Raw genomic sequence first — 14,270 nt, 5'->3', positions numbered from 1 at the left:
TTGAACAACTCCGCTGCCGCAGCATATACATACATCGAACGATCCGGGAGGGATAATATGAGTTTTCGCATTGATCATATACCGGAGCCGCGCCGAACCATCGTACAAACCCTTAAGACTCGCGGGTCATCCTCCATGGGCAAATTGGCCGCCGTACTTGAGATCAGCGCCGAAGCCGTTCGTCAGCACCTGAAGCAATTGGAGCTCGAGGGATGGATCAGCCGAAGCAGCATCAGAAGCAGTGGCGTCGGCCGACCCGAAATCCAGTATCGGTTAACCGCGGCGGGCGAGCATCTGTTTGATAAAAAATACGACCAGCTTACCGTTGAACTATTGGACGTGATAGGACATCAGCTCGGTGAAACAGCGCTTCAGCAAGTACTTCAAGCGATGATCGAAGCGAGAGTAGCGTCCTGGAGACCGAGATTAGAAGGACTATCGAAGAGCGATCGGTTGAACGCATTAAAGCATTTTTACTCGCAGGAAGATGCGTTTATGGAAGTAGAGCAGGAGGACGATACCTTTTACTTCATTGAGCGGAACTGCCCATTTCATAACGTCGCGATCCAGCGTCCGGCGCTCTGCAATGTCACGATCAGTGTGCTTACGCAATTACTGAACTGCAAGGTGACCAGAGAGCAAAGCTTTCAAAACGGCGATGGCTGCTGCCGCTTCCGCCTTGCAGATCCAAAGGAGATGAAGGGATGACAGACGAACAGCTAGGTGCCCTTTGTAGACAATTCCCCCATTTGCAGAATATAGCTCCCAATGCACTGCAAGAAGCAGCCGATAAATTTAATGGCGCCATCCAATCGTTAATTACGCTCTGCGGCGATGATCCTGAGCGCGACGGGCTGCAAGAGACCCCCACAAGAGTGTTAAAAGCGTTCCTGGAGCTGACCGAAGGCTACCAACTTGACCCGAAAGCCTACCTAGAGCGTACCTTTGACATCCCTTACCGCGAATTAATCATCGTGAAAAACATCGAATTTCACTCAATGTGCGAGCATCATTTTTCACCGTTCTTTGGTGTCGTGCATGTAGGATACATTCCCAATAAACATATTACAGGATTGTCCAAAATCGCCCGCATGGTGGAAGGGTACGCCAAACGGTTTCAGGTTCAGGAGCGCCTGACCTCGCAGATCGTGGAAGCGTTGGAGGAGGTGCTGGAGCCTTTGGCGGCCGCGGTTGTGGTGGAGGCGAGGCATATGTGTATGTGCGGAAGAGGCGTGAAAAAATCCAGCGCGCTCACGATGACCTCCAGCTTCAAGGGCGAATTTGAGCGGCTTGCGCATAAACGAGATGAGTTTTTAGCCTTAATCAAGTGAAAGAAAAACGAAAGCCCTCATCGCTGCGGAAGCTTCACACAGTGACAAGGGCTTTTTTTATTTAAGCTGACCGGACAGCACCCGGCCCTGTTTTTGCATCATCCTTTTGGCGGAACTCAATCACGATCGTGAGTACTACCGCACACAGCAAGCCAGCAATGATGAACACAGGATACCAAGCCCCCGTCAGTCGGCCTACCTCTATCACTGCCATCATGAGGAGCGTAGGAAGCAAAGGCTCTCCGAATGCTTTCCACCAATCCAGCGTGAACCGTTCGTAGTAGAAAAATCCGATCATCGACAGCGCCGAAACGGCCCAGCCCCCGGTATAAATCCATACGGAAAGGACAGGGCTTTGAGCCGTAATAAAAGGCACAATGAGCACGACGAAGATCCCGGCTACAATCATCACCCAGAAGTTGGCCTTCGTTTTGCCGATGCCTGCCAGGATGGTGCCGCCCAGACGTCCCACCGAGGAGAAAAAGATGCCGAGCGCCATCACGCGGATGTACATGCCCGAATCTGCGCTTTTGTAGCTGGTTCCGAACAAGAATCCATTGATTTGATCCGGATAAAGACAAATCAGCGCCGTCAGCGGATACAAAAAAAGATTGTTGTACCGCACACAGCTGGTGCCGCGCTTCCGGCTTTCTTCCAGATTATTGGCGCTTTCCGCCACGAACGGGAACGCCACGATCATGAACGCCCATGTGATAATGCCGATAAACCCGGTGATGCGAAACCCGTTAGCCAAATATCCGACGGCGACGACCGAGGTGGAACCAACCATCATCACCAGGAAGGGCTGCTGGAACGCCTTGGCGATGTTCCCTGCCCAAGAGGGCACGCCATACGCGAGCATGTCTCGAACATCTGACCAGGGAAGACGCCCGAACCATTGCGGCTTATGCACACGTTCAACCTTCCAGCAAATAAAAAAAGCCGTCAGCAGCGTTCCGATCCCCATCCAAAGCGAAACATTGGCCAAGAGGCTGAGATGTCCAAAAGGCAGGATAACACCAAGGATCGTCCCGGTTGTCGAGAATGTGGTCGTGACGACCATTAAGAACGCTTGATTGCCGAAATCGCGGTTCCCGGAAAAGGCAGCGACGCCCACATTGACCATGGAGTTAAAAATCATCATAATCGAGCCGAGAATCAGCGCCATTGTCAGTTCCGGCATCTGGTACGACTTAGCTAGCAGTGGTGAAAAGGCGGAAAACAATATGACAAACAGAATCCCGTAGACGAGACTCCCGATCAGAGCGACGCGAAACTTGGTTTGGATGGCCGCCACGGGCTCTCTGGAGAAGGAGTAGATCAGCGCGCCGTTGAAGCCGACATTGAGGAACAACGCAGTCATGCCGAAAATTTGCAGCAGCAAATTCACTTGACCGAACTTGGCAGGATCGTCCAGCACCCGCGCCAAAATCATACTGCCCACCGTTTGCAGCATTTGATTGATGAACAGGCCGAACACTATAATGGATACATTTCGAAGCAAAAATTGCTGAATCTCCGTTAGCCGTACTCTTTGCTTAAGCATGCATGTAATTTCCTTCACTTGATAGTGTCTTTTTGGTACGTTAAAAGAGTAGCAGACCACAGTGCGATTTTACAAACCAAGGATTCAAAGCTATTCGGAGATAAATAAAGATATTGGGCGATTATGAATCTTGACAATTCCATGAAAGAGAAATTTGGCATTTGCAAAGCGGAAGGGGATTGAATGAAAAAAATAGTCAACATTTAGTCAATTTTTTTGTTATACTCAATGCAATTGGACACTCCTAAGAAGACGGTGGGCACTTTAATGAATTTGCTTCTAGATCCGAAAACGTTCCTAATCTCCCTTGGGATCGGGCATCTGTTTACACTCATCCTGATTAGCGTTTATTGGCGCGGCTTTACCAGGGATATGACGATCAAAGCCTTCTTGTTATCTAAATGCGCGCAGGCCGCAACATGGTTGTTCCAGGCCTTTCGTGGAGATGAGCCCGGCTTTCTATCGCTTTCGTTCCCAAACTCCATGCTGTTTATTGGCGCATCTTTAGAAGTCATAGCACTTTTGAGTCTTCAAAATAAGCTCCGGCCGAGAACCCCAAGGATTTATTTTATTCTCACTGCTGCCGCTATTCTCGGCTTTCAACTGATTCTCCTTCTTAATAATAAAGAAAGCGTTCGGGTTGCCTACGTTTCCTTTGTAACGGCGTTGCTCATTCTTCCCTTATATCGGATGATTCTGGGGAAATCGGTCACCTTGCTGATGAGAATGATGGGCTACTTGTATCTGTTTGTAATCGCCGTCTCTTTGTCGAGGGGGGCCGCAGCTGTCTTTTCCCAGCATGGGTGGGGCACGTATTCCCCGGCCTTTTATCAGTCTATGGTATCGTTATCGCTTTATATTGTGATGATTTTGGGTAATGCAGGCTTTGTCCTGTTGTTAAAGGAAAAATCCGACCAGGAGCTGATCCGGCTGGCGAGCTATGATGGACTAACCGGCACGTTCAACCGGATCACGTTCACTTCCAAAGCGAAACAGGCTCTTCAAGAGTGCGCAAAGAAGCGCAAGCCGGTTTCTTATATGCTGTTCGATATAGACTTTTTCAAAGCGATTAACGATACTTATGGTCACACGGTTGGGGATCAAGTGCTGCAGGATCTGACGGCGAGAATCCAGAGATTGCTTAGCGATAGCGATCTGCTCGTTCGTTACGGGGGCGATGAATTCGGCATTCTGCTGCCGGGGGCGGATGAAGCCGAGTCTACCCTGATCGCAGAACAAATCCGGCAAGCACTGCTTGATGCGAACACCCGCGGGCTGCCGGTTAAATACTCCATCAGTATGGGTGTGCTCACCGTTGCTCCTGATGAGCATACGCAGCTGGAGACGCTCTACGCTGCTTGCGACAAAGCATTGTACAGCGCGAAAAATAGCGGCAGAAATCATGTGTATCGCAGCCAGGCCGACTTGCAAGCGGCGTTTCTTTAATCCGTTCAACACACGTATACCGTCCGAAGCCTCTTTCGGACGGTTTTTTACATTGTGTCGGAAAAATTGCGCGAGCCCTTGATATACAAGGCATTGCAACAATATCTAAGGCCGCAACAAAGTGATAATCCCCCTGCAAGGGGAGGTGCAAGAATTGATTCTTGCCTGCAAAACCTCCCGCGCATAAATTGGAGTAACATCAGGGAACAGACAGGGAGGGTTAAGCTTGGATATTGCACAATTTAACAATCCAGATGCGGAATATAGAATTCAGCCGTTTTGGTTTTGGAATGGGGACATGAGTGACTCAGAGATTGAGCGGCAGATTGAAGAGATGGATCTCAAAGGGGTAGGCGGTTTCTTCATCTGCCCGCGGCAGGGGCTGAAGGTGCCTTACTTGTCGGACGCGTGGTTCGAGAAGGTCAAGGTAGCCATCCAGGCAGCTAAGCAGCGAAGCATGGAGGTATGGCTTTACGACGAATACCCGTATCCGAGCGGCATTGCCGGCGGAGAGGTGACGCTGCTGCATCCGGACGCCAAGCATCAGACGCTGGTGAAGCACATTTCGCGGGTAAACGGCGGGACGAAGGTCGAGCAGGAGCTTGCCTGGGCCAAGGTGCTGTATGCCAAGGCTGTGCCGGTTCAAGCGGGAGAGCGGCTGTGGGAGCAAGCGATGGATCTTCGAGAGGCGATCGGCAACCTGCAGGCGGATCCGATATTTCAAAAGACGGGCTTAACGACCTATAACCAGAAGCGGTTCTTCACCTACCGGACGGTATTTCAGCTGAATTGGCAAGCGCCGGTTAGCAGCGACGAGTGGGAGATTATCGTTTATCAGGAGAAGGAAATCGAGGATTTCAAGTATTACGGGACGTTCGTCGATCCTTGCCACAAGGAAGCGATGGCCACGTTCATCAAGCTGACACATGAGCGTTACGCAAGGCATATCGGCGATGAATTCGGCAAGACGGTGAAAGGAATGTTCACGGATGAGATCGGCCTGCTCGGTTCGATGCCATGGACGCCTCGACTGGAAGCGTATTTCCAAGAGCGCTACGGCTATTCGATCACGGAGCATTTGCCGGCGCTGTCGAACCCCGATTACAACGACGCCGCGCGCATCCGGTACGACTATTACCAAGCGCTCCACGAGCTGCTGACGCAGTCCTACCATAAGCAGGTGTACGACTGGTGCGAAGCGCATGGCTTGCAGTATTTGGCGGAAGTGCCGTCCATTCGGATGACGACCCAGCGCTTCAGCCACATCCCTGGAGGCGACAGCGCCCATGAGAAGCTGGGCCGCAGTCTCGAATGGATTTTGAAGCGATATGCGTGCAGCTTCCGGGACAACCCGAAGATGACCAGCTCGATTGCCCGCCAACTGGGGCGCAAACGCAACGTGGACGAATGCTTCCATAGCGTAGGCTGGTCGATGAACCTGCAGGACGCCAAATGGATGATCGACCGGATGGCGGCGCTCGGGACGAACTTGTATACGTTCCACGCTTTCTTTTACACCGTGGACGGGCTGACGCAGCATGATGCGCCGCCATCGCAATTTTATCAGAATCCATACTGGCCGCATTTTCGCCAGCTGGGCGATTATACGGGTCGGATCAGCTATATGATGACGCAGGGCAGTGCGGACATTCGCATCGCGATGATTGATCCGACGACGACGTTCTGGACGCATATGGGGAACCCGCTGCACCACTTCGATTACGGCGGCTCGGACCCGCAGGAAAAAGCGAAGCTCGAGCAGCTGAAGGACGACTGGCGTTCCCTTGGAGTTCATCTGCTGCAGACGCGCAGAGATTACGATCACCTCGATCCGGAGCTGCTTGCGGAAGCTGTGGTGGAGAACGGCAAGCTGGTCATCGGCCAGGCGGCCTACTCTGTGGTCCTGCTCCCGCCGATCGCCAACCTGGAGCAGAACGCGTGGGAAGCCGTCAAGCGGTTCCTGGCGGCCGGAGGCACGGTGATCAGCTACGGGCTGCTGCCGAGCGAGAGCATTTCCGTAGGCAACACGGCGCCTACAGAGGTAGTAGAGGTGTTCGGCCTGCCGAAGCCGCCGGACAGCTACTATTGGCAGGGTGAGCAGCAGCAAACTTTCGCAAGCACAGGAGCCTTCAAAGGCGAGCAAGCGGCATACTTCATTCCCCGTCAGGGCGGCAGCGGCAGCGATGTTTCGGCGCAAATGTCGCTGGGCAGCCTGGGAAGCGTGCTGGACGAGGTGCTGGAGCGTGCGGTGACGCTGGATTTCGGGCAAGAGAGCCGGGCGTTTCTGCAGCAAGGCCGCTATGTTTCGGAGCGGGAATACGTCATTTTTGTCAGCAACCAAGAGGGTGAAGCGTGGGATACGCGCATTGTCGCGAATCCTTCGGTCATTTGGCCGGACGTGGAGCTGGATGAAACGGTGGAAGCGGAGCTGCTTAACCTGGAAACGGGAAGCACCGAACGACTTCCGATCGAATGCGCGGAAGGCTATATAACGCTTGAGCTTCCGTTTGCCGCCTACGGCTCCCGGATGATTAAGCTGAGCAGACAAGCCGTTTCCAGCCCGGAAACCAAGCGGGCGGCCACGCGCATCGACCTGCCTGCCGAAGGGCCATGGAGCATGAAGGCACTGACGCCGAATGCCCTCCGCTTGGAGCATTTCCGTTTGTCCATGGGCGAGGAGCAGGGGGATGGCGAGTGGGTGCAAGCCAAAACCTTCATCGATCAATGCGCAGACCTGGCCGAAAGCCAGAAGCTGCCGGTGTCATTCAAGCAAATTTTCGGAACGCCGAAGCAGATGAAGGTCGCGTATCCGATTCCATGCCGCTATCAGGCACTCTTTTATGTAGACAAGCTGCCGACGCATTGCGAGCTATTGATGGACAACTCGGCCATCTTGGGAGATTGGAAGCTCTCGATCAATAGCCATAGCTATACGAAAACCGATTTGCAGCCGCGGATCGTGTACGATAATTCCAATCTGCTCTGTGATGTGCGGGCCTCCTTGCTTGAGGGCTGGAATGAGCTGGCCGTTGAGGTGCTGGTGCAAGCGGATTGGGAAGGCATTGTCGACGCCCTTTATTTGTACGGCTCGTTTGCGGTTCAGCTGGACGCTGATAAAGCACCGGCTCCGATGCTCTCGGCTGCTCCAGAAACAATCGGTACGCTGAATACAGATCGTTTCTATGCCGGCTATCCCTATTTTGCAGGCACGCATGCCTTCACTCGCCCGTTCCATGTGAATAAAACGGACTTGGCAGAGCGATACGCAATTTCGTTCCTGGATTGGGACGTTCATGACTTGGTAGAAGTTCGCGTCAACGGCGAGTCGCTGGGCGTTCGTGCGTGGTCCCCTTATGTGTGGGAAGGCCGTACGGCGGATTTGAAAGATGATTCTAACGAGCTCGAGGTTCGAGTAACCGGCACGCTGATCGGACTTTTGGAAGGCAAATATTTTGACTATAAGGAACACAAGGTTATTGAAGTTTAACTATGAAAGGAGAAGCATCTATGGCTATGCAGCAAGCAGATACACCAGCGGCGCTCCAGTCCAGAAGACCGGCTTCTACGTCGGTGCCAAAGGCCAAGCGTAACACGCTTATGAAAGAGATTATTAAAAACAGATACCTATACCTCTTGGCGCTGCCGGGCTTACTATTTTTCCTCATCTTCAAATATGTACCGATGGTGGGCGTTGTGATCGCGTTTCAAAACTATTCCCCGTTCAAGGGTGTTCTTGGCAGTCCATGGGTCGGGTTTGACCATTTCGTGCGCTTTTTCTCGAATCCGGATTTCATGATGCTGTTCCGCAATACGATGGGGATTAACGTGCTGAACCTGGTGCTGTTTTTCCCACTGCCGATCGTGGTGGCCGTCTTCTTGAATGAGCTGCGCAGCGAGCTGTATAAGAAAATGATTCAAACGGTCATTTACATGCCGCACTTCTTATCTTGGGTTATTATTGCGGGTCTGACGTTTCTCTTGTTTGCCAAAGGGGACGGGCTCGTAAACAAAGTGATTGAAGCGTTCGGCGGCACGAAAATCGATGTTTTGACGAATCCGGACAGCTTCTGGCTCATGGTGACCGTACAGTCGATCTGGAAGGAAGCCGGTTGGGGAACGATTCTTTTCCTGGCAGCCATTGCGAGCGTTGACCCGGGGCTGTACGAAGCGGCTCGGATGGACGGTGCAGGGCGTTTGCGCCAAATTTGGCACGTTACGCTTCCAGCGATCCGCAGTGTTATTGTCGTGCTGCTCATTCTTCGTCTCGGCCATATGATGGACGTGGGCTTCGAGCAAATTTTCCTGATGTACAACGGTGCCGTTTCTCAAGTGGCTGAAGTGTTCGATACGTATGTATATACCGTGGGGATTAAGCAAGGTCAATTCAGCTACAGTACCGCGGCGGGGCTGTTCAAGTCGGTGGTCGGTCTGATCCTGGTCGTGGTCTCGAACAAATTGGCTAAGAAGATGGGCGAAGAAGGCGTTTATTAAAGTTGATAACTGCTTTCGATGAAACCACGATAACAGTTACGACATAGGAGGGTAATGGAATGAAAAAGAGTGCCAGCGACCGCGTTTTTGACGCTGTAAATATAACGATTCTGGGCCTCGTCGCCCTGCTGACGTTTTTCCCGATTTACTATGTCTTTGTCGTTTCCTTCACGGATCCGATTGAGTATTTGCAAAGTAAGTTCATCCTGTTTCCGAAGCATTGGTCACTCGCTTCCTATGAATACTTGCTAGGGACCAAAGCGTTCATTCGCTCCATCGGCAACAGCACGTATCTGGCGCTGGTCGGGACATTGCTAAGCTTGGTCGTCACCGCTGCACTGGCCTATGCCGTATCGCGGAAGCGGCTCCCGGGGCGGAAAATATTTTCGCTCGCGATTCTATTGACGATTTTATTCAGCCCGGGCATTATCCCGAACTACTTGCTTGTACGTGATATGCATTTGGTAAACAACACTTGGTCCTTGATTCTTCCGGCGCTTGCGAGCGGCTGGAATGTTATCTTGATGCGAAGCTTCTTTGCCAGCATTCCAGCTGAGCTCGAGGAAGCGGCTTCGATTGACGGGTGCAACGATATCACGACGTTTTTCCGGATTATCCTGCCACTGTCGCTTCCTTCCTTGGCGGCGTTCGGCTTGTTCTATGCGGTGGGCTACTGGAATTCCTACTTCACTGCGCTGCTGTACTTGAACGATGCGCAAAAATGGCCGATTCAAGTGCTGCTGCAAAATATGCTCCAGAACGCTCAAAACAGCGATCTCGGACAAGACGCGTTCGTCGCTGCACCTCCGGCGGAAACGCTGAAGATGGCTGCGGTGGTCGTGGCGACCATTCCGATTCTCTTAGTATATCCTTTCCTGCAAAAACACTTTGCCAAGGGCTCCATGGCGGGCTCGGTCAAAGGTTAAAGCAAGGCACAATGACGATTTCGTTGGATGCTTCCATCGAAATCGTTTTGCTGTTAAGTTATAATGTACGGAACGCTAAGTTTGCATGGAAGGTGATTTACGTTGATTCGCCGTAAGGGCAGCTTTTATCGGAACAGCTTGGTTATGATTATGCTTATCGCCTCCCTGCCCGGCATTGTGATGGGTCTGGTCACGTATTGGACGGTCACGGGGAAAGTGGAGACGGAGCTGCAGCGTCAGCAGCAGAACAAGGTGGTACAGCAGAGTAAAAATCTGGAGGCGCAGTTTGCCAATCTAGAGCTGGTCTTCTCGCATTGGGCGTTCGATCCCAACCTAGGAGCGAAGCTGCGGGAGTTAAATTTTGCAAGCGATTATAATGAGGTTCAGGCGCTGTATCAGACGCTGCTGGTGATCGAGGGCTCCAGTCCATTGATCGACAAGGCGGAGCTGTATTTGGCGGTGCCCCGTCCGGTCATGATCAATAAAGACGGGTACAAATTTCAGAATGACGCGGCTAGTAGGCAGCAATATTTGGACATGATGAAGCGGGAGAAGTCGATCTTTTGGATGGATGCCGCCGGAATGCCCGGACCGAAGGATGTCAGCGGCGGAACGACGCTGTCGCTGATTAATAAGCTGCCCGGCGGGCTCGGCGAGCCGTACGGGTTATTGATGGCTACGCTGAATAAGCATCGACTGGAGGAGCAGCTCAAGAGCGTCAACTCGTTAAGCGAAGGCTCCACGCTGCTGCTCAGCGGCGACAGCAAGTGGGATATTTCCTCCAATGGCTCGAAGACGGCGTTCGATTCCGCGGTAGAGAAAGCGTACCGTAGCCGGGGAGCCTCGGGCGAGTCGTTTCTTTTTTCCTATGATAAGGAAGTTTACTCGGTGTCGGTCAGTCAATTCTTCCGTCTCGGCATCCCGTGGGTGATCTTGTCCGCAGCTCCGCTGTCCAGTATTACGTCGCCGGTTCTGCTCATTTCCAAGGTGATTCTGCTCGTGAGCTTCGGGGGCTTGCTGCTCGCGGTTGCGCTGGCCTGGTTCGGCTCAGTTCGGATTTACTCTCCGCTCGGACGATTATACCGAAAGGTGAGCGGGGAGATCAGCCGGGGCGATCACAAGGATGAGCTCGAATGGATCGAGATGAAATGGGACACGCTTACGAAGGAAAGCGAGCATCTAAAAAGCCGCCTGGACCTGCAGCAGCCCATGATGCGGGAAGGCTTCCTGATGCAGCTCGTGCAGGGGTATTTGTTCTCGCTTACCGAGACCGAAGCGCATGAGCGAATCAAGCAGTTCGGGCTCGACATCCAGGGCAAGCAAATCGCGGCGTTGTTCGTTCAAGTTCGCGGCATGAACGGGGCAGATGCCCGGTTTACGCAAGGGGATGAGGAGCTGGTCGCCTTTGCTGTAGGCAATATCGCCAAGGAGCTGGGCGACAATCGGTGCTTGCCGTGTGAAGCGCTGAATTTTCACGATCTGTCGTTAGGCCTGTTTTTGACGCTGCCGGTGGAATGGAGCCAGGAGGAATGCAAAGAGGAGCTTCGCGCGTTCGGTGAGGAGCTGATGCGGATCATCGAGCACATTTTGAAGCTGCAGGCGGTAGTGGTGATGGGAAATACGACGACCCAGCTGCATCGCGTGCCGTATTTGTTCGAGGAGTCGAGGCAGCTGCTCAATTATCGCGATTTCAGCTCGACCAGCACGTTGATCGATGTGTCTCAGCTGAGCCGCACGTCGACGCATCTGGAATTTCCGTATCCGTTCCTGTTGGAAAAAGAAATCATTCATGCCGTTCGGACGGGCTCTCAGGAGGAGGCCGCTCCGCTCGTTCATCAATTTATCCAAGAGCTGACGGCCAGCGGAGTCAAAAAGGTGATCCTCCAGCAAGGCATTTACCAGCTCGTCGGCAGCGTCCAGCATGCCATGCTGCAGTCGGGGATCAACCCGATCAGCATGTTCGGCGGAGCGAATTTGTTCCAGGAGCTCAGCCAGCTGAACGAGCCGGACGAAATGCAGCGCTGGCTGGAGACGCGTGTCGTCGGCGCTTACATTCAAGAGGTAGCAGGGAAGGCGGACTTCCGGATCAAGCAAGTCGTGGAGAACGTCCTGCTCTTCATCCAGCAGCATTACGGCACCAACCTCTCGCTGGAATCGTGCGCCGATCATTTTGAATTGACCCCCTATACACTTAGCCGTGCGATTAAGCAGGTGACCGGGATTAATTTTATCGATTATTTGACCAACCTGCGGATTGGGCATGCAAAAGAGCTGCTGCGGACCACGTCGATGAAAATCAACGAGATCGCCGATGAGGTCGGCTACCAACAGACGTATTTCAACCGCATCTTCAAAAAGGCCGAGGGCGTCTCCCCGAGCCAGTATCGAGAGATGTTTCAGCGGGATTAACCGGCCTTGCACATTTTTGCAGCGGGTGTTGGAGGGAGCATCGGCGGGAGCTAAGCACAAATGTTGTGCGTAAAATCGCAGTTTTGGCGCGTTGAGCGATTGTAACCACATTTATTGTGCTTGGAATGGGTGTTATTAGCGAGGTAGCTTGTGAAAGTCGAAGGCCGCTCGCAGGTGCTAAAAGGGAATGGGTGTGGGGTGGAGAGCGGAGCGGCCGCCTTTGAAATCGTATGATTACCGCTAATTCAATTCAAAAGCATACGATTTCAACAGCGGTGGAACCCCATACCCATCCCTTAAAAAGCTCATACGTAAGTGCTACTGCAAACACTCCTACTCGGCCGTCCGGCGCATCAACCGGGCGGTTTTTCATAGTTTGTGCAAGGATGTGCAAGGATTACATACTGTGCAACAAAGGATAAATGTCGAATTTTGCCGATTGCAAGAAAGTTTGGTTGTCGGGAACATCCGCATTCGGTACGATGTGAATCACGGTCAACACCGATTAACCATTCATAAGGGGATGTATAGTAATGACCTTCAACGTCAAGAAGAAAGCGCTGCTAAGTCTAACAGCTACCGTGATCGCGGCTTCTGCTTTGACTGCGTGCGGGACGACGAAGTCCGACAGCAATACGGCGGCATCCGCAGGTTCCAGCAATGCGCCGCTCGACGTCAGCATCATGACGATCCTGCTCAGCGCGAACCCTCCGGCCAATGATAACGCCATCAAACAGGCCATCGAAAAAGCAACCAACTCTAAAATGAACATCCAATGGGTATCCGCGAACAGCTATCCAGATAAGCTGAACGTGACGCTGGCTTCCGGCGATATCCCGGATCTCGTTTATATCCCGGACCCATTCACGTCGGTATTCCGCGGTATGGTGCAGCAAGGCGCGTTCTGGGATCTGTCGAGCTACATTAAAGATTACCCGAACTTGAACAGCAAAATTTCTAAGACCGCTTGGGATCTGACCAAGATGGAAGACGGCAAAAACTATTCCATTCCTCGTCCGCGCCCAACGGAAGGCGACACCTTCTTTATTTTCCGTAAAGACTGGCTGGACAACCTGGGTCTGAAGGTACCAACAACGACGGATGAGCTGTACACGACGATTAAGTCGATGACGGAGAACGATCCGGACAAGAATGGCAAAAAAGACACGATCGGCTTCTCCATTAATGCGACGAACGGCGACAAAGCTTCCGATCCATTGGGACAAGTCGAGAACATGTTCGCAGGCGCCAACGGCGATTGGAAATGGACCGGCGACCAGCTGGTGTTCAAATCCTTCCTGCCGGAAGAGCACAAAGCGCTTGAATTTATGACGAAGCTGTACAATGAAAAGCTGATTCCGGAAGATTTTGCTTCCATGAAGACCAGCCAAGTTAAAGATATCGTGAAGCAGGGTAAAGCCGGTACTTTGGTTGATAAAACGGGGACGAACGCCGATTACCTGAATGACCTGAAGAAAATCGATCCGAACGTCAAAGAGACCGATTTCTATCCAGCGACGAATATTAATGGTTACAACCCTAAGGGTCCAGGCTTCGCAGGCGTTCTGGCGATTCCGAAGACCGTGAAGGAAGACAAAATGAAGCGCATCCTGAAGATGATCGACACCTGGATGAACGACGATGTCTTCGCGATCCAACAGTATGGTTTTGAAGGCGTAGATTATGTTGTGAAGGACGGCGTGAAGGTCGTTGACTCCAAGAAGCTGTCCGATGACGGCGGTCCAGATTTCAACCAAATCGTTTATGTAGCAGATCCATATGCGAGCACGGTGAAAAACTTCTTCCAGAAGGACACGCAAGAGCTCTACAAAAAGATCCAGGACGAGCGTGCGAAAACCAGCTCGGCGGATATCAGCATCGGACTGTACTCTCCAACGGCCATGCAATACCTGCCTGAAATGCAGAAGAAAGTGCTGGATGAGAAAGTTAAAGTCATGCTGGGCAAAGACTCGCTGGCCCAGTGGGATGACTTTGTGAACAAGATGAAAGCGGACCCGAATGTCGTGAAAATGACCCAAGAGATGACGGACGCCTACAAGAAGCGTACGGCCGCTAAATAAACAGGGCAATAACCGGCTCCCGCACCAGTTCGCAACAGGT

The 14,270-nt window shown here is 52.3% G+C and carries 9 protein-coding genes; 8 read left to right on the top strand and 1 reads right to left on the bottom strand.

Annotated elements, in window-relative coordinates:
* Positions 1–57 precede the first annotated feature (57 nt).
* Positions 58–708 carry a helix-turn-helix transcriptional regulator gene (locus FPZ49_RS05910; protein WP_144844491.1) on the top strand — a complete coding sequence of 217 codons (651 nt, stop codon included), beginning with the start codon at positions 58–60 and terminating at the stop codon, positions 706–708.
* On the top strand, positions 705–1,331 hold the full coding sequence (gene folE, locus FPZ49_RS05905) for a GTP cyclohydrolase I FolE (RefSeq protein WP_144844489.1): 627 nt from the start codon (positions 705–707) through the stop codon (positions 1,329–1,331). Before FPZ49_RS05910 ends, folE begins: the two co-directional genes overlap by 4 nt.
* A gap of 61 nt (positions 1,332–1,392) precedes the next feature.
* Here the strand turns inward: folE and FPZ49_RS05900 are convergent, their stop codons facing one another.
* On the bottom strand, positions 1,393–2,877 hold the full coding sequence (locus FPZ49_RS05900; protein ID WP_144844487.1) for an oligosaccharide flippase family protein: 1,485 nt from the start codon (positions 2,875–2,877) through the stop codon (positions 1,393–1,395).
* A gap of 267 nt (positions 2,878–3,144) precedes the next feature.
* On the opposite strand from FPZ49_RS05900, the gene FPZ49_RS05895 reads away from it, so the two are divergent.
* The 6 genes from FPZ49_RS05895 to FPZ49_RS05870 all read left to right on the top strand — a co-directional run bounded on the left by FPZ49_RS05895 (position 3,145) and on the right by FPZ49_RS05870 (position 14,230).
* Positions 3,145–4,323 carry a GGDEF domain-containing protein gene (locus FPZ49_RS05895; protein ID WP_186445643.1) on the top strand — a complete coding sequence of 393 codons (1,179 nt, stop codon included), beginning with the start codon at positions 3,145–3,147 and terminating at the stop codon, positions 4,321–4,323.
* Positions 4,324–4,549: 226 nt separating this feature from the next.
* Entirely contained in the window at positions 4,550–7,810 is a 3,261-nt protein-coding gene (locus tag FPZ49_RS05890; protein WP_144844483.1) for a glycosyl hydrolase, read from the top strand.
* Positions 7,811–7,920: 110 nt separating this feature from the next.
* Complete coding sequence (locus FPZ49_RS05885) at positions 7,921–8,814, top strand: ABC transporter permease (RefSeq protein WP_391563808.1); 894 nt, start codon at positions 7,921–7,923, stop codon at positions 8,812–8,814.
* A gap of 59 nt (positions 8,815–8,873) precedes the next feature.
* Positions 8,874–9,740, top strand: coding sequence for a carbohydrate ABC transporter permease (locus FPZ49_RS05880; protein ID WP_144844479.1), 867 nt, complete (start codon positions 8,874–8,876; stop codon positions 9,738–9,740).
* A 102-nt stretch (positions 9,741–9,842) separates the two neighbouring features.
* A complete protein-coding gene (locus FPZ49_RS05875) occupies positions 9,843–12,149 on the top strand; it encodes an AraC family transcriptional regulator (RefSeq protein ID WP_144844477.1) in 2,307 nt (768 codons plus the stop codon).
* Positions 12,150–12,682: 533 nt separating this feature from the next.
* Positions 12,683–14,230 (top strand): extracellular solute-binding protein, encoded by a 1,548-nt coding sequence (locus FPZ49_RS05870; RefSeq protein WP_144844475.1) that lies wholly within the window; start codon positions 12,683–12,685, stop codon positions 14,228–14,230.
* Positions 14,231–14,270: the final 40 nt, after the last annotated feature.

The sequence above is a fragment of the Paenibacillus cremeus genome (assembly GCF_007786445.1).
GTDB classification, from domain to species: domain Bacteria; phylum Bacillota; class Bacilli; order Paenibacillales; family NBRC-103111; genus Paenibacillus_G; species Paenibacillus_G cremeus.
This window is presented reverse-complemented; position numbering and strand designations above follow the sequence as displayed.

Bases quoted from the DNA above. Each gene is read 5' to 3' on its own strand.
- FPZ49_RS05910 (WP_144844491.1), top strand. From the start codon at position 58: ATGAGTTTTCGCATTGATCATATACCGGAGCCGCGCCGAACCATCGTA.
- folE (WP_144844489.1), top strand. From the start codon at position 705: ATGACAGACGAACAGCTAGGTGCCCTTTGTAGACAATTCCCCCATTTG.
- FPZ49_RS05900 (WP_144844487.1), bottom strand. From the start codon at position 2,877: ATGCTTAAGCAAAGAGTACGGCTAACGGAGATTCAGCAATTTTTGCTT.
- FPZ49_RS05895 (WP_186445643.1), top strand. From the start codon at position 3,145: ATGAATTTGCTTCTAGATCCGAAAACGTTCCTAATCTCCCTTGGGATC.
- FPZ49_RS05885 (WP_391563808.1), top strand. From the start codon at position 7,921: ATGAAAGAGATTATTAAAAACAGATACCTATACCTCTTGGCGCTGCCG.
- FPZ49_RS05880 (WP_144844479.1), top strand. From the start codon at position 8,874: ATGAAAAAGAGTGCCAGCGACCGCGTTTTTGACGCTGTAAATATAACG.
- FPZ49_RS05870 (WP_144844475.1), top strand. From the start codon at position 12,683: ATGACCTTCAACGTCAAGAAGAAAGCGCTGCTAAGTCTAACAGCTACC.